16 protein-coding genes are annotated in these 19958 nt (G+C 45.3%); all 16 read right to left on the bottom strand.

The features are described from left to right. Window positions 1–37: 37 nt before the first annotated feature. The 16 genes from CUS_RS11285 to CUS_RS18670 all read right to left on the bottom strand — a co-directional run bounded on the left by CUS_RS11285 (window position 38) and on the right by CUS_RS18670 (window position 19903). On the bottom strand, window positions 38–1483 hold the full coding sequence (locus tag CUS_RS11285) for an MATE family efflux transporter (RefSeq protein ID WP_002850859.1): 1446 nt from the start codon (window positions 1481–1483) through the stop codon (window positions 38–40). A gap of 87 nt (window positions 1484–1570) precedes the next feature. Continuing rightward, window positions 1571–1810, bottom strand: a complete 240-nt coding sequence (locus CUS_RS11290) for a hypothetical protein (protein ID WP_002850827.1) — start codon at window positions 1808–1810, stop codon at window positions 1571–1573. 125 nt (window positions 1811–1935) lie between these two features. After that, window positions 1936–2502: a hypothetical protein gene (locus tag CUS_RS11295; protein ID WP_002850813.1), complete on the bottom strand. Its 567-nt coding sequence runs from the start codon at window positions 2500–2502 to the stop codon at window positions 1936–1938. Between the two features lie 328 nt (window positions 2503–2830). Beyond that, window positions 2831–4831 carry a serine hydrolase domain-containing protein gene (locus tag CUS_RS18665; protein ID WP_002850848.1) on the bottom strand — a complete coding sequence of 667 codons (2001 nt, stop codon included), beginning with the start codon at window positions 4829–4831 and terminating at the stop codon, window positions 2831–2833. 12 nt (window positions 4832–4843) lie between these two features. Beyond that, on the bottom strand, window positions 4844–7360 hold the full coding sequence (locus CUS_RS11305) for an ABC transporter permease (RefSeq protein WP_002850856.1): 2517 nt from the start codon (window positions 7358–7360) through the stop codon (window positions 4844–4846). Between the two features lie 11 nt (window positions 7361–7371). Beyond that, a complete protein-coding gene (locus tag CUS_RS11310; protein ID WP_002850845.1) occupies window positions 7372–8133 on the bottom strand; it encodes an ABC transporter ATP-binding protein in 762 nt (253 codons plus the stop codon). Between the two features lie 249 nt (window positions 8134–8382). After that, a complete protein-coding gene (locus CUS_RS11315; protein ID WP_002850832.1) occupies window positions 8383–9708 on the bottom strand; it encodes a HAMP domain-containing sensor histidine kinase in 1326 nt (441 codons plus the stop codon). Further along, the gene (locus CUS_RS11320; RefSeq protein ID WP_347494034.1) at window positions 9705–10325 is read right to left on the bottom strand and encodes a response regulator transcription factor; all 621 of its coding nucleotides are present in this window, start codon (window positions 10323–10325) and stop codon (window positions 9705–9707) included. The genes CUS_RS11315 and CUS_RS11320 overlap by 4 nt, the downstream gene beginning before the upstream one ends. Further along, on the bottom strand, window positions 10285–10467 hold the full coding sequence (locus CUS_RS20730) for a response regulator (RefSeq protein WP_002850843.1): 183 nt from the start codon (window positions 10465–10467) through the stop codon (window positions 10285–10287). Before CUS_RS20730 ends, CUS_RS11320 begins: the two co-directional genes overlap by 41 nt. A gap of 37 nt (window positions 10468–10504) precedes the next feature. Beyond that, on the bottom strand, window positions 10505–10663 hold the full coding sequence (locus CUS_RS19850; RefSeq protein WP_157769522.1) for a hypothetical protein: 159 nt from the start codon (window positions 10661–10663) through the stop codon (window positions 10505–10507). Window positions 10664–12344: 1681 nt separating this feature from the next. Continuing rightward, window positions 12345–12971 (bottom strand): hypothetical protein, encoded by a 627-nt coding sequence (locus tag CUS_RS11335; protein WP_002850824.1) that lies wholly within the window; start codon window positions 12969–12971, stop codon window positions 12345–12347. Next, entirely contained in the window at window positions 12922–14163 is a 1242-nt protein-coding gene (locus CUS_RS11340; protein ID WP_002850850.1) for a hypothetical protein, read from the bottom strand. The genes CUS_RS11335 and CUS_RS11340 overlap by 50 nt, the downstream gene beginning before the upstream one ends. Beyond that, entirely contained in the window at window positions 14163–15059 is an 897-nt protein-coding gene (locus CUS_RS11345; RefSeq protein ID WP_002850847.1) for an ABC transporter ATP-binding protein, read from the bottom strand. Before CUS_RS11345 ends, CUS_RS11340 begins: the two co-directional genes overlap by 1 nt. Before the next feature lie 75 nt (window positions 15060–15134). Continuing rightward, a complete protein-coding gene (locus tag CUS_RS11350; protein WP_050792228.1) occupies window positions 15135–16283 on the bottom strand; it encodes a HAMP domain-containing sensor histidine kinase in 1149 nt (382 codons plus the stop codon). Further along, window positions 16271–16942 carry a response regulator transcription factor gene (locus CUS_RS11355; RefSeq protein ID WP_002850861.1) on the bottom strand — a complete coding sequence of 224 codons (672 nt, stop codon included), beginning with the start codon at window positions 16940–16942 and terminating at the stop codon, window positions 16271–16273. The genes CUS_RS11350 and CUS_RS11355 overlap by 13 nt, the downstream gene beginning before the upstream one ends. Window positions 16943–17197: 255 nt before the next feature. Further along, window positions 17198–19903: a hypothetical protein gene (locus CUS_RS18670; RefSeq protein WP_002850854.1), complete on the bottom strand. Its 2706-nt coding sequence runs from the start codon at window positions 19901–19903 to the stop codon at window positions 17198–17200. Window positions 19904–19958 lie beyond the last annotated feature (55 nt).

Consider the following 19958-nt stretch of genomic DNA (forward strand, 5'->3'; position numbering starts at 1 on the left):
AAAAAATGGCTGATCGCTTTTTGAATTTATACACTTTTTATACAGAAGCCTTGCTTACTGTTTGGGAACTGCTCACAGGCTGATCTTTCCGATCGGTCCTGAGCTGCTTATAAGTCCTGACGATAAGGAACAAAGTTACCGCAAAAGTAAGGATATCCGACACTGGCATTGAATACAGCACACCGTCAAGTCCGAAGAACATTGGCAGGAGAAGTGCAAAGCCCACACCGAAAACGATCTCTCTTATCATCGAAAGTGCAGTCGATTCCACAGCCTTGCCCATAGCTTGCAGGAAGATGAAGCAAGCCTTGTTCACGCAGGCAAATATCATCATACAGAGATATATGCGGAATGCGTGTACCGCAAAATCAGTATAATAACTGCTCTCGTTCGCCGCACCGAATATGCCGATAAGCTGTTTCGGGAAGAACTCCACAAAGATAAGACCAACCGCACCGACAGCCGCTTCTGCTATCAGCAGTTTTGTGAACAGCTCACGCACGCGGTATTTGAGTCCCGCGCCCATATTAAAGCCGACGATCGGGATACAGCCTGCCGCCATACCTACTACGATAGAAATAACGATCTGGAAGAACTTCATAACGATGCCGACTACCGCCATAGGTATCTGCGCATACTGCTCCTGCCCGAAAATGCTGTCCATTGCACCGTATTTGCGTATCATATTATTGATCGCTGCCATTGCCGCCACAAGTGAGATCTGCGAGAGAAAACTGGTAAGTCCCAGCGTAAGTGTTTTGCGGATAATGATGCTTTGCGGCTTGAAGTCGGCTCTTGCGGGCTTTACCATCTTCATGTTACAGAGATACCAAACAGCAAGCACCGCTGTGACGATCTGCCCGATGACTGTTGCGACCGCTGCACCCATCATGCCCCACCTTAAAGCAAAAATGAATATCGGGTCGAGTATCATATTCAGCACTGCACCTGCAAGGGTGGAGATCATAGCAAACTTCGGGCTGCCGTCTGCGCGGATAACGGGGTTCATAGCCTGCCCGAACATATAGAAAGGAATTCCAAGCGAGATATAGAAGAAGTATTCTTTTGAGTGAAGGAAGGTTTCCTCATTTACTGTTCCGCCGAACATAGCTATGATACCGTCGCTGAATATCAGATACACAGCACAGAGTATCAAACTGCTTATTATCGTCATTAGGACTGAACTGCCGACACTTTTCTTAGCCATATCGGGTTCGCCCTTTCCGAGACTCAGGCTGACAAAGGCACAGCAGCCGTCACCTATCATAACAGCTATGGCAAGCGCGATGACTGTCAGCGGAAACACGACTGTATTTGCGGCATTTCCGTAAGAACCGAGATAGCTTGCGTTGGCGATGAATATCTGGTCAACGATGTTGTAGAGCGCTCCCACCAGCAGAGAAATGATGCAGGGAACGGCATATTTTTTCATCAGTCTGCCCACAGGCTCACGCCCTAAGAATTGATTTGCTGTTTGTTCCATTTGATTTCCTCCTAAAAAATACAGCGTGAAGCCATAAGCCGGAATTACGCTTAAAGCCACACGCTGTTTTGATGATATGAAATTGTATCAGTCGAGATAAGAGCCGACAGGAGCAGTGTTGTACTGCTTGATGATCTTCATGATAACAGAGCCGTTAGGCTGTTCTGTTTCCTCTACGATCTTGTACTTAGTCTTGTTTTTATCAAGTCCCGCCTTGTACTTTTCAATTTCGTCCTTAACGAGCTTTACGGCGTAGTCATGACCGACATCTTCCTTGAGCATAAAATGAAGTGTCTGGCAGATACACGCTTCTTTGATTCTTTTCACTATGATCTACCTCCATAAAAAAATAAAACGAGCAGCAATAACCGGACTTACGCAGGATCGCTACTCGTTATATATTTATCATATCAGATTTTCAGCTTTTTTGCAAAGGACATTTTGCACAAAGTTTACGCCTTTACAGCCTGTGCTGTTTCGGCTTTTCTTCTGAACACCGCCTTGAAACAAGTTCTGATAAGCGGCTGTATAAAGAAAAGCTGAGAGAAAAATGCGAACGGGAAATTAAAGCAGACGAGTTTGACCCAGTTTGCAAGGAGCGTCAACACATTGAAGCCTGCGTAGTAGGGATAGTAGAGAAAAGCCGCAAGAAGGCTCATCGCAGGACACATGATGCCGACAGTCGCACAGATGATCGCAGTTTCAAAGAGTACGGGGTGTGTTTCTCTCGGATCAAAGACTTTACATGCCAGCTTAAAGGACATGGGGCTTCCGACTGTTACTTCAAGAGTATATGCAAGGATGAACTCAGTGATAACGACTGCCCATATCGGCAGATTTCTTCCGAACATATAGACACCGCCCATAGCGTTTACCGCACCGAGCACACTGTTTTCCCCCGTTACGCTCATAAGCGTTGAACCGTTGACAACATACAGACTGTAAAACACATAAGCGTGTACAGTCACAATAACGGTCATCAAAGCGAACATCATTCTTTCAAATTGGTTTCTTGGCATAGTTTTCTCCGTTTCCGCACAAAAAACACGCTGTACTCAAAGGATACTTCATCTTCGGATAGCATTCCGTGATCAGATTTACGCATTCCTGAGAATACAACGTGTGTCAGTGCTATAATATTATTACCTGAATATTATAGCAAAAATATTTTTTGATGTCAAAGGCGATATTCAACAAAGATTTTCAAAGTTCGGTTTTGTCGTTCTGTACTGCATTTACATCATGATGCCCGCTTTGTGCTTTCATAAACTAAGGCTTGCTGTTACGTTCCAATAGTCTACAGTCTTATGGTATTATCACAGACTACCATTTTAGGGTACTGTATCATCACGCAGTAATTCCAAACTTAGTGCCCGCCTCCCCAAGAAACAGCACTCTGCCGCCTTTTGGCATGGGGATAACATTTCCTGCGTCTTTAACATGGGAAGTGTATATAGGCTCATCGAATTTATTGAACACGATAACAGCACTGTTTTCGGGTCTTGTCACGGTAATGGGGGTATTTGCGATGCTGTCTGAAATACTGTACCACTCCGCATTGCCTGTCATTTCCACCGTTTTGACCGATATATCAAATTCGGGAATGTCATTCGCCAAAATATATTCCGTACCAAATGAAGTTTTCATTGTCTGCCTGCCGTTTTTATCTGTGTCAAGCGTAATATCCATAAGATCTCTGCTTGAAGATGACGGTATATTTTTCGGTGAGACAAGATGTTTGTTGTCGGATATTTTCAGCAGGAAATCAGCGCCATTGCCATTCAGAAAAACATACCCTTTCATTTCGTCCACAATACTAAACCGTGCGATAGCGGCACGCTCATAATTGCTCGATGAATACTTATCCCCCGCAAGAAGAAATTTCTTTCCGTCAAGTGCCTTAAAGCTGTTAATAACACCCTCTCCGACATTGTTCTCATCTATCATCTGTCCTGCATACATTTTCACATCAATTGAACCAAGTACGGGATAGTACAGTCCGCCCGATATTTTCATAAATGTTCCGTCTGCGTTCTTTTCAAAGGACAGACGGCTGCTCCCGCCCGCCAGCAGGCGCTTGTCAAATCCGCTTTCATCGACTTCGTAGGCAAGTTCAGCGAAGTCGCCGTCTGCGGTATAAACGTAGTCGGTATATTCGGTCTTGCGTGAGGTGATCTTTTCCATGTGAAGATACTTATTATCGGGGAACGTCACTCTGCAAAGCGTATCGCTCCCGCCCATTATATTCATGACATACCAGCCCTCATAAGCCTTGTATTCATCGGGGATCTCGTCAGCTATCGTACATTCGGGCAATGCTTTCTCTGCAATGCTTATGCCCTTTTCCTGCAAGCACACGTCCATGAGTGCCTGCGCCACAAGCTCATTCTGCGTGCTGCCGCCGCCGTTGGAAAGCACCGCAACGCTTATCTTTTCATCGGGGGCAACCATCAGAAAAGCGTGATCCATGTCCGTATCGCCGCCCTTGCCGACTACCTTGACACCGCTTTGCTTGTAGCGGAGCATTTCCGCATAATCCCAGCCAAGACCGTTATCATCGCTGTATTCGTTGTCGTTGTGGCGGGTAGACATAGCGCTCTTAGCATCATCCGGAATGAGCGTGTCATCGCCTGTGAAGAACGCCGCACCGAATTTTGCAGTATCGGAAGCCGTTGCGTAGATACCGCCGCCGCCGATCATCACGCAGTAGCTTGTTTCAAGCGGCAGACCGCCTGCCGAAAATGAGGGCACAAGCATATCATTGCGGAACATATCAATAGGCGTTCCCGTGTCGGTGACACCTATCTTATCCGAGATGTTCTCCCTCACATAGTCCGTGTAGCTCTTGCCTGTTACATTCTCAACGATAAGTTCCAGCAGGCTGAAACCGTCATTGCAGTACGCCGCATATTTTCCGGGGTCGGCTTTGAGCCGCTGAGAAGCAAGGTTTTCAAGCAGATGGTCGTGGTTATATGTATCATTGTCATCATACAGACCGCTGTTAACTGTTGTTGAACCCATTATCCCTGAAGTGTGATCCATAAGCATGCGAACAGTTATGTCCTTGTATCGCTCATCAGCCATTTTGAAGTCGGGAATATATTCGGTTATGGGCGTATCAAGTTCCACCAGTCCCTTATCAACAAGCTGCATGACGGCGGCTGTGGAATATATCTTGCTCACCGAACCCACGCAGTAGATATATTCGCCGTCAGCTGTGTTATTTTCGGCAGACACAGCTTTCGCCGCCGTGTCTGTATTTTCGGTTTTATCTGCCTTGACACTTCCGCACCCTGTCAGCATTAGAAGTGCCATAACTGCGGCAGAAATGATCTTTATCTGTTTCATATTATCTCCCTCTTATTCGGTCATAAGTTCTGTTACCGATATTGCCTTTATCCTGCCTGCGCTGATGTAAGTAACAGCATAGCAGAAAGCCACCAGTACAACATCTGCAACGATAGTCAGCGGTATGTTCAGCTCACCGACAGTGCCGAATACCATCAGCCAGAATGCGCTGTATACATACATTGCTGCAAATGAAGCAATTATAACGTAAACTATTGTTACAGGCATGGTTTTCAGTGCGATCTGTTTCATCAAGTCTTTGGAGGTGTAGCCCATACCTTTCATGATGCCTAAGCGCCTGCGCTGACGCTTTACGTTCGATGATGCGATCAGTCCAAGTATCACAGCAACTACCGCAGAAAGCACGAGCATCGCCCCGAAAGAGCCGTATTTCGATACCGTTGCAACTCCGCTCATCGACTGCTCAGCAAGTGTCATGAGAGAGGAAACGTCCTTTATGATAAAGTGTCTGCTGTTTCCCGTGATGACCTGTCCGTCAACGACTAACGCATAGTCGATATTAGTCACGCCGTACTGCGAGGTCAGCAGAGCCAGCTTTTCATCTGCCGCCGCTCGTATGCGTTCTTCAAGTGTGCCGTCTGCACCGCCTGCATTCACGCTGTCTTTTGCAGAAGTGCCGAACTTTTCGTTCAGCTTTTCCTCAAACTGTTCCATTGTCACGCCGTCTTTCAGATATACCGAAACGATGTTCGGGCGTGCATCGGGGCAGGCACGGCAGTATCCCTCAGAGGTCATATACAGCATTGTTCCGTTGTTCATCATGCTGCTTGTCATACCCGTTACAATAAACTTTGTTTCTGTTCCATTGCCCTTGATAACGATGCTGTCACCGATGTCCACGCCGTCATACTGCTTTCTTGAAATGGTGGTCATGACCTCGTTGTCATGCTCCGGAAATCTGCCGTCTATGAGTTTTATGTTTTCAGCGTCATTATAATTATCGAATACAACTGTAGCGCCCGGATATTCCGAATCTCTGACAGAAAGCCACTTTTGCTGATATTTCACAAGTGCTTTTCTTACTTCGGGCATCTTGGCTATCTCGTCCCTGACTGCATAAGTGTCAACGCCGTTCAGCAGTTCCACCTCAGTTACAATGTCATCACCTGTCATTGACAGAAGCCCGTCAATGCCATGTCCGAAAAATTCCGCACTCGTCACACAGAACAGTATCGCCGTACCTGCCGCAATGATGCAGACTGCCGTTCCGACAGCAGACTTGATGTCACAGAGAAAACTCTTCATCGCAAGTGCAATATTGATATTTCCCTTAGCCTTTTCCAGCGGAAGAATGTTCCTGCCGAAATGATGTGTGCGTATGCCCTTTCTGAACGCCACAACAGGCGGATATTTCTTGACTTTTGCTGCCTTTAAAAGCGCAAATACAGTTACAAGCACCACCACGATAAAGCAGGAAAGAAGTATCATTCCGCCCTCTGTTTTTACGGTCACGGGTCTGCCTATCGTGTTTTGTATGCCGAGATTCATCAGCGGACTTACCAGAAATGCTCCCACAACACCCAGTACCGCACCGATGCCTGCTGTTATCACATATTCGTACACATAGGAAAGGGAAATTTCACGGGAACGGTAGCCCAGCGCTTCGAGAACACCTATCTGCTGCATCTGGTCTTCGATGTCGTTGGTGATGCGGTGAATTATCATCAGCACTGCCGAAAGCATGGTTATTCCCGAAAAAAACGCAAGGAAATACATGAACATATTTATGAATTGCAGGGAATTTAACTTTTCATTTCTTGTGCTATTGTATGTAAAATAAGAATTCAGCTCCTCGCCGCTGAGTTTCTCGCAGCTTTCGATAAAAATATCTTCATTATATCCTGTATTTGCGGAGTTGAACCACAGGGTGGCATAAGCCCCGTAAACACCGTCGTCAAGTATCAGCTTGAAAAGCTCATAGTCATTATCGGATATGACCATTTTATAGCCGTAGGACGAATTGTTATATAATCCTGTCTTGTAAAAACCCGCTATGGTGAACGGATAGTCTCTGCCATTTTTGCAGACTGTCAGTGTATCGCCGGCCTGATACCCTTCACCGATGCTGAAAAACATTGGCAGCCATATGGGGTGTTCGAGCTTTTCTACCTCTTCATCTGTGAGTTTATCGGTCTTTACAAAATCCTCTATCTTTCTTTCGTTCTTTTCAGGAACGAAAACGGAAACGTAGGTGCGTTCATCACCATTGTTTGTTTTATAATCAAGTGTAAAGCCGTATACACATTCCGTTTCGGTTATCTCTCTAATGCCATACTCACTATTAAGCAGGTCTTTGTATTCATCACGGTATTTGTCTTTTTTTATCATAACGCAGGTGTCTTTTGACCCCGACTGTGCGAAACTGTCATCATAAGCCTTGTTCGCCTTTGAGATGTTCGCCGCAAATACACTGAGCATAAGCGTGGTTATCATCGTGAGAAAGACGATGGCGAACGCTTCTTTTTTGTTTTTTTTCAGCTTGAAAAGCGATAAGCGAAGTATGTTCATGTCATCACCCCTTACCAGCCCATTTCTTCAAGGAAAGCCGTCAGACCTGCGCGGCGCTCCTGTTTGTCGTCCTCACCGTAGGGCTTCATACGGTAGTCGCCCACAACGCCGCCATCGCGCAGATACAGCACCCTCGTTCCGCGCAGAGCCGTTTTCAGGTCATGTGTTACCATGACGATACTCTGTCCGTTTTTATGTATCTCCGTGAATATATCCAGCACATCACGGCTCGATGCCGAGTTCAGCGCACCTGTCGGCTCGTCTGCAAAAAGTATTTTCGGGTCGTTGATGACCGCTCTCACAATGCCCACTCTCTGCGCCTCACCGCCCGAAAGCTGATTGGAGTACTTCTTAAAGTCCTCCTCATTCAGCCCGACTTTTTTCAGCAGTTCCTTTGCTTTGCTCACAAGTTCGGGCGTATTCTTCTGCACGATCAGCGCACCCGTCAGCACATTGTCAAGCACCGTCTGATCGTCAAGCAGATACACGCTCTGAAAGACAAATCCGCAGTTGCCCCGCCGAAACTGTGCAAGCTGATCGTTTGTATAGTCCTGTATCTGCGTATCTCCAAAAAATATCTTGCCCAGCGTGGGCTTGTCCATACCCGAAAGCGCGTACAGAAGCGTGGATTTTCCCGAACCCGATGATCCCATGATGACCGTGAAGTCACCCTCGATAATATCAATGTCAAGATTCTTGATGACATGCTGTTGTGTGCCGCCGTTTGAAAATGATTTGCATAGTTTTTCTGTTCTTAAAATAGAAGAAGCCATATATAACATCCTTTCTTGCAGTCCTTTCTGCTGTTCTATAGCAATCCTCCTTAAAATTCAGACAAAATCCAGTCACAAAACCCATAGATCCGAGCTTTTGCGACTGGATTTTGTGAATTTAAACAGTTGGATTGCTATAAGGATATTATACATGACTTCCAAAAAATCTTCCATAAATCTTTCTTGTAAAATTCTTATATTTTTCTTAAATGGTCGCTCGGGCGAACGGCTCGTCAAAAGGCAGAGCTTTTAACTTAGCGGTATTATCAGCGTTACAGCAAGCCCGCCGTCACTCTCTGCTGTCAGATCGCCGTTCATCTTTTTCATCAGCGATTTTGCGATGTACAGCCCCAGTCCGTTGCCGTCTTTTTCGCTGTCAGCCCACTCTTTGCCCCGATAGAATTTGTTTGTGATAAGCTCTATCTCTTCTGAGGAAACACCATTACCATGATCCTGCAAGCGCATTTCCAGAAAGCCCTCCGACAGCTTGAAATCAACATTTATCGCTGTATCTGCGTATTTGTAGGAATTTGATATGATATTCCCTACGACCTGTGTCATACGCTTTCTGTCTATGCTGATAATGACCTGCGGCAGTTCGCCCATGACCGCATAATGCTTATCATCACAGCTTTTCACGATATCTGCAAGCACTGCCGAATTTTCATCGCGGCAGTTCACCTTGAATTCACCCAAGTCGTCAAGTGTTGCTGTGAAAAGGTCGCTCACCAGTGAATTTATCTGCTCCGATTTTTGCAGAATGCCGTCCACGCTGTCATTTATGCTGTTTGTTTCATCTCTGCTGAAAGTAATACCGCTGTCAGAATTTTCAGCCTTGACAGATAACCGCATCTGCAAAAGTTCCGCTGCCAGCTTTATACCCGTGACAGGCGTTTTCAGGTCGTGGCTCAGCGATGCCACAAGTTCACGCTCTTTCTTCTGCAATTCCAGTTCACGCTGTTTTGATGCGGAAAGTTCCTCACGCATGATGTCAAAACTCTCCGAGAATGCGCCGAAAAGGTTATCCCTGTCCATTGCAAGCGGCTCGTCCAGCCTGCCCTCAGCCACTTTTCCCGCAAAACTCTGCATTCTTTTAAAAGGTGTGATGACATTCCTGTTCAGATATACTCCGAAGCCGACCATTCCCAGCAGTATTATCACACCGCCGACACTCATGCCTGCAATAAAACGCAAACGGAGCATTCTGTATCCGTCAAGCCCGTCATCTGTCATAATGACACAGCCCCATACACCGCTGTCATCTTTCAGATATTGATAGGGATAGCGCTTTTGTATCGCTTTTTCCACCGTCAGTTTATCTTTCTCATCAGTATTGGAATACAAAACATTGTCTGTCATATCAAGTATGACAAAATCACCATTATAGTTGTTCCCACTGAGTATATCAAGTTTCGAACGATGCGCTTCGGCAGTCCTTGCAATATCATTGAGCGCAGTTATCGTTTGTCGTGAGGTGTCCTGCGTGACGGTTTTTGAAGTAAGAACAGCGAGCAGAATGATGCCAACAAGAAATATCACCGCCGTCAGAACGGTTATCCTGATATAGCTTTTCATGCGCCGTCACCGTGAAAGAGAGCGTCCTGTTCCACAACATAGCCCACACCCCACACAGTCTTTATGATAGCAGGATCTTTGAGGTCAGGCTCTATCTTTTCCCTGATATGACGGATATGAACGGAAATAGTTCCGTCCCCCGTGTATTCGTCTTCCCACACGTTTTTGAGCAGTTCTTCCTTTGTCACGACCCTGCCTGCGTTTTCAAGCAGATAGGTCAGCAGCTTATATTCCATCGCTCTGAATTCTTCCTGTCTGCCGTCAATTATCAGCTTGTGCATGGAGGTATCAAGATAAACTCCCTCGCGGAAATATATCCTGCCCTCATTTGTCTGAACTGACTTTCCCTCTATACCTGCCGCAAGCTGTGCCGCTTCCTTTGCCTTTTCATATCTGCCGAGTATCGCCTTTACTTTAGCAAAGAGAACGCCAAGCGTATATGGCTTCTTGATGTAGTCATCACCGCCGATGTTCAGCGCTATGATAACATCATCATCGCTTGTGCGGGCGCTGATGAAAAGTATGGGCATATCATAGTTTTCACGCACTTTTCTGCACAGGTCAAAGCCCGACCTGTCACCGAGATTTATGTCGAGCAGTAACCAGCGATATTTCATGAGTGTCAAGAAACTTCACCGCCGCATCATAGCTTGTTACATAAGCGGTCTTACAGCCTAAAATATTGAAATATTCCGCTGTTGAGCGTGCTATCAGTTCATCATCGTCTATCATTAAAACTTTGTACTCTGTATCGTTCATATCTGCCTCCCGCATGGAACATATTCCTGTATCTTTTCTATTCATCATCAAGTTTTGTGAACTCGTCTTTCATGAGTTCTCGCTTCAATTCTTCCTCAGTTGGCAGATATGCAGCGTAATTTGAAACGAATATCAGGTTATCGCCCTCGTTTCCTGATGATATACGTATTATACCATACCGCACCTCTTTTTTCAAGTGATATATCGTCAGCGGTGTAAAAATACATCTTGCTGTACTATAGTAAACGACATTAATTTCAGGACATTCAGCGCTCACAGCCACAAAAATAACAGCGTCAGTGAGCGCTGAATGTAGAAATAAATATGTCGTTTACTATAATTTTGCAATATTTGTCAGAGATCTTCTTTAAGCCTGATGTCTTTGTAGTGGCAGGTGCGATAAGCGTGACGGCTACAGATAAAGATCCTGTCAAAAAAATAACGCTCTCGGATACACCGAGAGCGTCAGTAAGTCGTAAAAGTCTACCCTTGCAGGCAGACTTTTTTGATCGGGTGAGAGCCTATGAAATAAAAACAGGTTATTTTGATCCTTGAACTGAACCAAAGTTTTATCATAGCTTTTGGTATACGTAATAGGCGAATACGATAAAACAGAAAATAACTTTCTTCGTTTTTCTTTATGAGATATTATTATAATAATATATGACTATCCCTTTAGCACACCACCCAAAAATACCTTTATAACAAGGAAATAATGAGTTGATGTTATCTTTCCCCTGCCGCAGGCGTGGGAAAGATATACGCCAACCACCTTAAGTTCTGTAAAACAGCCGTTTTTGTGGTGTGTCAGCGGGATAACCACGTTATTAAAAATACAATAACAAAATATATCATTGCTCAGTCTTCAATAGATAAGATCAATCCTATAATATTGATTATCAAAGCTGCATGTATAATAGAAATGGTTACAATGATCTCTTTTTTTCGTGCTTTTCTTTCTTCTGCATTTAAATGCAGAAACCTATAACAAGCACTATACAGAGTTAATAGCATAGAAACGATAAGCAATAATTCTGTAGTAAAATGTGTCATTGTTTCCACCTCCATGAGCAGTTACATAATTGAGATCATAATATCTTTATTTACTCATAATTATACAAACAATTGCAATAACAGCGCAAAAAGAAGATATTATAAAATTAATATATGCCCTTTTTTTATTTCTTTTTTGTATTATAATTGAAGTTACATTAAGTATTAAGTAGATCACAAGTAATATGATACTTATGGTATTAAATCTATTCATACAGATCCCTCATTGTGCTAATTACAAGTTTTAATAATTCCTGAATTTGAAACATCTTTATCTACAATTCCAATATCATCTACACTAGAAATCTTATTGATATAAGGGTCACTTGTCCACGGATTCAATTTTTTCTAAAATGCTTAAATGACAATTTTGGGGGCATTTCAATTTGGAAATTCATATGATAACGAAATGTAATGAGAACAAAATATGATTATAGATAATATTATAATTAAAATCAAGTGAATATAATTTTTCTTTTTTCGAGATTTTGATTTAATAAACAAACTAATATAGAATATGTCATATAATATTATAGCTACTTGTCCTATTATGTGTATCATACCGGTTCTTCCACTTTCCATTTGCACCAATTGATCATATCTCTGTCAGATATATTTTTATTCACTTTATTGTACCATAACCAAATATTGCATGTCAATAATATAACATATTATTCGATGTATTTTACTTAAAAATATAATTTATGAAAACAAAATATCAGTGTTATATACAAAAGTCCCTGCATTACAAAGTGTGTAAATGCAAGGACTTTTTCATACTATATTATTTATCAAGATCGCGGGTGCTTTGGTCAGTGTGATCGTTACAGTTTCTTTATATATCGCAGGTAAAGGAATGTCACTATTATAAGTACTGCCGAACCGCCCGACAGCCATAGTTTGCTGACACCTGTTTGCGCAGAAAGACCAAAAAGGTAGAACACCCCCAGCCTTGTTTTGAGAAAGAAATTAGCCGTAAAGTACAGAAAAGATGCCATATATCCTATTACCGCATTTCCGCCTATAGCCGAGCCTGCAACTCCCAGTGAGCCGAGAAACAACGCTGCTGTCAGCCCTCCGAAATAGTGTGCTGTGGTCACGACACTTTCTCCTCTGATGAGTGCGGCTGTGATGATGCCGTACAGTATGGCTATGATGACTGCCAGATATGCGATGCGCATTGCACATACCGTCAGATACGACATCTGTCTGACACGTACCGTGTCCCGTATATCTTCGTTTTGTTCGGGCAGGAATACGGGTGTCAGCAACAGTGTGCCTGTAAGTGAAAGATACATTTCGAGCGGCTGTGCTGAAAGTTCGGCACTCAGCGAGGTCAGGCTGAACACTATCGGTACTGTAAGCGTTAGCGCAGCTGCGGCAAGTATATGGGGCAGAGAATTACGTTTCAGATCTATGTAAAGACAGCTTAGATAACAGCTTGCTTTCACCGAACCTGCCCTCCCTTCTGAGTTTCCATATGAATACATACAGCGCAGTGCATATAAGACCAAGCGCCGTAAAGAAAAGTCTGTTCTGTACGAATACCGTGATATTGTCCATAAAGCCCTGCCTGTCATATTCGGTATTGTGGCGTATAACAAGGTCGAAAACTCCGAAATCTTCGTAGAGCGAACCCATGAACATCATCATGAACCATGCACCGAACTGTATTATCACCACAGCCACAGCAGGCAAAAGACCTGACAGCAGCATATCTGTTCCCGTGACGGCTATTGCAGTGGGAAGTATCCATATAAAAGAATACTTGAACATTGCGAACATATCCATCATGGCAGGATCATAGAACTGTGCCACGCGGTAAGTCGCCAGTATCGCTGTGAACAGCACAGGTATCATCTCGGCAGTAACAAGTGCCGCAAATCTCGCCGCCGCCAGCTTTACAGAGGATATGCTCCGCGAGAAGATAAGCTGTTCCGCTTTGCTTCGCTTGTCAGCGGAAAGGTATACAGCCACAAGGAACACAGGCAGAAGTGCCATGAAAAAACCGTGATAATCACAGAAAAGCCTTGCATATCCGTTTGTTATCCTGTCATCATATATAAGGCTGTTGTATTCGGCAAGTGCTTCTTCGTAGGACTTCGGACCCAGCGAAAAATTGTACATTATCTCTTTGGGAGAATACTTTGAACCGCCGCCCAGTATCTTGTCTGCCTCAGTCATAAGAGCATGGAATTCATCTATACTTACGTTGTTCAGTACGCCCAGTTCGGGAATAATATATTGCTTGTACTCATCGTAGGTATATTTTATCTCAAAAGATGATCTGACATATTGCTCAATTTCCACGATACCCGTCAGTTTGGAAAGTATCACCGATATCTTGTCCTTATCCGAGCCTTTGAGATGCACAGTATGTATGAATCCGTATGGGTAGGTCGTATACTCGTTGTTGACATAGTCGTTTATAAGACTTGCTGTGGCTTCCTGTGTAAGAGTCGGCGGGTCGTCAACCACCGTCATGCCGTAATCGCCGCCGGGTACAGGCGGGGCGTAATTCCTGAAGCCTGAACCCATATCGCTCCAGAACTGTGTGAAGAACGCCATAAACACCTCAGCCACGAAAAACAGTATGAATATCTTTGAAAAAACAACTCTTCTTAGTTCCTTTAAAAACAGCATCAGTCCTCACCTCCGATGTCTATACAGCCGTTTTTGAAAAGGCAGAAGATGTATGCGTCTTCAAGACCGGGATCCGTCTGTGCGGCACCCGTCAGGTCGGGAGCGCCGTCATGTACAAAGCGTACAGCAGTCTGTGAGCCTTGCATGACCATGCCTGTGACCGAATAAAGGCTCTTGATCTGCGGCAGAAAGCGTGATTCGACCGTTACCGTCCACACTTTGCCCTCCGCTTCATGCAAAAGGTCTTTGACATTCCCCGTCCAGAGTATCTTTCCCTCGTTCATGACCGCCGCCATCTCACATGATGCTTCGATATCGCCAACGATATGCGTTGACAGTATAACTATCCTGTCCTCCGCCACCTCACCGAGAAGATTGCGGAAGCGTATCCTTTCCTCAGGGTCAAGACCTGCCGTAGGTTCGTCAACTATCAGAACTTTCGGCTCATGAAGAAGCGCCTGCGCTATACCCAGCCTGCGCTTCATTCCGCCTGAAAGTTCTTTGACCTTTTTTTGGCGGTGCCCGTAAAGATTTACCTTCTTCAGAAGCATTTCCGCGCGTTCCTTTCTCAGCGCCTTACTCATGCCCGAAAGTATGCCCAGATAGTCAAGACACTCATCAACTCTCATGGTAGGGTACATCGAAAATTCCTGCGGCAGGTATCCTGTCATAGAGCGTATTTTCTTTCTGTCCTCTATGGGAACTCCGCATACCCGTATAGTTCCGCCGCTTTTGGGGTGCAGTGCCGCAAGCGTTTTCATGAGCGTTGTTTTGCCCGCTCCGTTTCTGCCCAGCAGTCCGAACATACCCTTTCCGATGGTGAGGTCTACATTGTCAAGCGCCGTCTTTGAGCCGTATCTTTTGCTGACCTTTCTTATCTCTATTTTGTCATCCATAATGTTATCTCCTTTCAGAATAAAAAGATCACAGCACCCTTTCTCCTGCTGTGATCTTATTATGAACTGTAAATATCAACTTTTTATCAACTTTTGCAAAAAAATTTCTGCGGTCACCTTTCCGCCGCCGTCCTCAGCGTTTTCTATGCGCAGACTTCCGCCCTGTTTTTTGCAGAGTATCCTGCATATATACAGCCCCAGCCCGAAATGCAGGTCGGGATTTTGTTCTCCCCTGAAAAACGGCTTTGACGCATTTTCCAGTGCCTTCTGTGAAAAGCCTTTTCCGTCATCCTGTACTGTCACATACAGCATATTTCCGTCTGTACCTGCCGATACATCTATGCGGCTTTCGGCATACCTCACGGCATTTGATACAAGATTTTCGTATACCTGCATAAAAAGTTCGCTGTCTATGTTTGCTTCATCATCGCTGATGTTATCGTTCGTAAATGAAAACAGCATATCGCCGCAGACGAGCCTTCCCGTGTCCTCCATCTCCGCGCAAAGCGCCGAAAGACGAGTTTGGCGGCGCGATGGGAAAATATCCTCCAGCTTCTGGACAGCGTTCATTTTTTCGGTGTAGTTGGTGAGTCGGGTTATCTGTGACCGCATCTTTTCAAGTATCTCGCCGCGCTTTTCCTCAGACAGCTTGCCGCCGTAGCTTCCAAGCAGTTCGACATATCCCGAAAGCACAGTCAGCGGAGTCCTGAGGTCGTGTGAAAATGCCGCAGACAGCCTTTTTCGTTCTTCAAGAGTATACCATATATCAAGGTTGCTGTCGAACAGCTTCTGCCGCATATCCTCAAAAGCACCGCAAAGTACCCCAAGTTCGTTTTCCTTGTCATATCTCACATGAAAATCAAGTTCGTTCTCTGCTATTTTCTTTGAAGCGTCCATGAGAATGGCTATGGGCTTTTTCAGTTCAAGGGTATAAAAAATATATCCTGCCGCAGAAACACAGAATATGACCCACAGCACACTAAGCACGATACCTGAATTTTCGGCGGCAAAGCAGAAAAACTGCCTGCCGCTTCTCACCCATTCCACTCTGTCATCAATGACATTTACTTCCTTTATCGGGTAATACATGTCATATGCACGCTCAACTCTTTCGCTTATCCAGCCTATCGCTTTAAGTCCCGTAAATACGGCGGCAAGGCATATCGGCAGATACATCAGCAAAGCCGTTTTCAGCGACTTCATCGGTTTAGTTATGTTACCCATTTGTAGCCCATTCCCCATACTGTTTCAATATGTGAACCTTCGCCGTACTTTGACAGCTTTGAACGCAGTCTTCTTATATGTTCCGCGACCACTGAACTGTCGCCCTCAGCATCATAACTCCATACCTTTTCATATATGCGTTCCTTGCTGTAGACCTGCCCCGTATTCCGCGAGAGCAGTTCAAGTATCTGGAACTCTTTTTTTGCAAGGTTTATCTCCTCACCGCCTGATGAAACTGTCATGTTGCCGTAGTCCACCGAAAGGCTTCCGCAGAGAAGTACATCACGCTTCGCCGCTGACCTGTTTTCACGCCTGATGTGGGCGGCTATCCTTGCTCCCAGTTCTTCAAGTGAAAAAGGCTTGATGATATAGTCATCGCCGCCTGCCGCAAAACCCGATACCTTGTCGCTGTCCTCTATCCTTGCGGTCAGAAAAACTATCGGGCAGGGAACATAGTCCCTGATGCGCCTGCAAACCTCAATACCGTCCGCTTCGGGCATATTTATGTCAAGCAGTATTATATCAGGCTGTCTGGAAGCCTGTTTTATAGCCTCACTGCCGTTTTTCGCCGTAAAAACGAGATAACCGTTAAGTTCAAAGTAATCCTTGACCAGGCTCACAACATCAGGTTCATCATCTGCAATAAGTATCTTATACAATCTTCTGCCTCCTTAAAATAGTCAGGTTTATTATACATCAAAATATATTCCTTGTCAATCGCGCTTTAATACAGAATGTGGTTATCCCGCTGACACACCACAAAAACAGCGGCTGTACAGAACTTAAGGTCCTTGGCGTATGGCACTGTTTTGGGTGGCAGGTCAGCGGTATGACCATAATAAAACAAGACCTCTTACGGCACATCATATGCCATAAGAGGTCTGTCTGTTTTTTGAGGATATATCCGACTCAGATCATTTGACTGTAACAGTGAATGCTCTGCTGCTCAGTGAAGATATGTCCCACTTGCCGCCTACCTTAGCGCAGATGACCATTTTGTAGGTCTGACCTGCTCTTAGTTTTGGCGAAGTGTAGCTTGTCGTTCCTGCGGGGATATCCTGAGTGACTATCTTCCATTTGCCTGCCAGATAAACAGCCACACCGTAACGCTGAGCGCCCTTTACTTCATTCCAGTTAAGCCTGAACTGATGGAATTTTTCACTGTGCTCTACGGAAGTTACCGTAACTTTTCCGCGCACAGCTGCGGCAGGGGAGTTCTTTGGTATCAGAGCAAGCACCTTTTCGGTTTGCGGCTCACCTGTTCCGAACCAGTAGTATTCGCTCTTTTCGGTCGTTTCGCCCTTGCCTGTGACAAGTATGCGGTCGGTCGTGTCTGCGAGAGTCACTTCGCCCTGAACAGGCTCAGTCGGTTCGTGGTAGCTTGCACCGCCCTCAAGATATACCTTCGCAGCAGCTATGATGCCCTTGCCGCTGACCGCTGCTCCGCCGCTGCCCTTGCTTGTATCTGCCGTTATGTTCATGCCGTATCCGCCGATGGCGATAAGACTGCCTGCGCCATTGACAGTGCCATTGTCGAGTATCACTGCATCTCCGCCGTCAGCAGTCAGGAAAGATGTCCCTCCGCCGTAACATGCAAGTACCGAACCTTCCGTTATAGTCAAAGTTCCGCTTACGCTCAGCGCAGCCTGAGCATTACCGCCTGTAGGTGCTTCCTCACCGAGAATGTATACGTCGCCTTTTATGGTCACATTTCCTTCGGCAGTCACGAGCGGTTCGGAGTTTTGTCTGTTTATATCGTCGTTCGCAGTATAATTTGCGTGACAGGTTATGCGGGCGTTTTCCAGCACAGAACCGTCCTTCATGCGAAGCTGACCGTTTATGCTTGACCCGTGAAGCCATTCGCCGCTGTAGTCGTTGTAGTCCATCGAGAAAGTTCCACCGTCAAGAACTTCTATGATACCCTCAGCAGTAGTCTGCCTGAGAGTGAGTTTAGCACCCTTCTCAACAATGACCTTGACACCGCTGTGTATGCGCATATTTACCATAGTCAGGTCACAGCCTGTTGGTATAATAAGTGTCTGTGTAGGCTCTTCACCGTCAGTCAGTGAGATAGTTCTTCCTATCTCACCATAGTTTACCTGCGGCAGTGCAGCGTGTGAACCATACCATGCCTTTATGTCTTTCGGAACGATAACAGTTTCGTTGTCACCGCCGAATTCCTGCATATACCAGGGTTCGCAGTCATACATGTATTTTCCGTCAGCTGTCTGTGTGCAGTTCTCATATGTGAGCCTGTCAGCAAGTTTTTCATTTCCCGAATACACCTTAAATTCAAGGGGATTGCTTTCAGCGCTGCCCTTATCGGTATCCAGATAAACATGTACATTATAAATGCCCGCCTGCTGCGGCACACCTCTCAGGTAAACATCACCGCTGAGAGGGTCTATCTCACCGTGTATACCCTCACATTCAGGTGATATGACTATCTTTGATGCCGCGCCGTTCACTTTCAGCAGACCGCCGTTTTTGAAATAGTCAGGCTTGTGCCATTCTTCTTCCGTGATATCTTCTATAGCTGTATCCTTGTCTGCCAGAGCGTATTCAACATGCGCCGTACTGCCCGAACTGTAATATGCCGCACCGCCTGTTGTCGCAGAACTTACTGCGTCAAGGTCATCTTCCTGACCTGTTATCCTGTGGTCAAAACTGCCGTTCAGACGAACGAATAACTGCTGTTCAGTCTGCGGTTCGGTCTGTTCTTCATCAACTGCCTGCTCTATGATGTAATCGTAAGAAACGCTTTCATACCAGTATTTGGGCGGAACTTCGACTTTTGAAACTTTTACGCATATGCTCTTGTCCTCACCGCCGTCAGGTGATGTGAAAGTAACCGTGTTTTCGCCCTCATCGAACAGAGAAGAATGGAACTGTATCGTATGACTTGTAACTATGCAGTCGCCTTTATCAACATAGTACAGTGAGTTGTAAGCGCTGTTGAAATGCAGTTTTGTGCCGTTTACATACACACCCGCACTTGCTGTCTTCTGTAGTTCAGCATACTCGTTACCGAATTCAGCCACAGTATAGCCCGAATTATCAGCATCGGCGGATATCGATACAAAGTCTATGACAGTTGACTCGGCAGGTTCGGTAACTTCGCACGCCTCATCTGAGGTCGCCCTGACAGTGTAGCTGTATCCGCTCCAATAGTTGCCCGACTTTGACATATGCAGTCCTACGGAAATATCACCACCATCGGGAACAGTGAATGTCACCGTGTTGTCCCCCTCGCTGAGTGAAGAGGTGTAGAACTGTATCGTGTTTCCGCTGACGATGCAGTCACCTGTATTTGCATAGCTTATATAGCTGTACGCACTGTTGTAGCTGAGTTTTTTGCCGTTTACAAACACTCCTGCCTCAGCCACACGGGTGAGGTCGGTATAGTCGTTGTCAAAGCTGACCTCAACAAAAGCGTTGGTGCTTCCGCTCGTTGTAACGCTTTGCAGTTTTATGACAGCGTTCTCATTAGTTTCGGCACTTGCTGTAATGCTCCCCGAGTTTATCGGTGTCGTGAAAGCAGGCTGTGTACAGCCGTACACGACCAGCAGACTCAGCATAAAGCCCAGTACCTTCTTTGCGCTTTTCGTAGTGTTTTTCATGTTTGGTCGAACCTCCTGATAAATAATTATAATGTTAGCTTAGGCTAACTACGTG

The sequence above is a fragment of the Hominimerdicola alba 8 genome, assembly GCF_000178155.2.
Lineage (GTDB): Bacteria > Bacillota > Clostridia > Oscillospirales > Ruminococcaceae > Hominimerdicola > Hominimerdicola alba_C.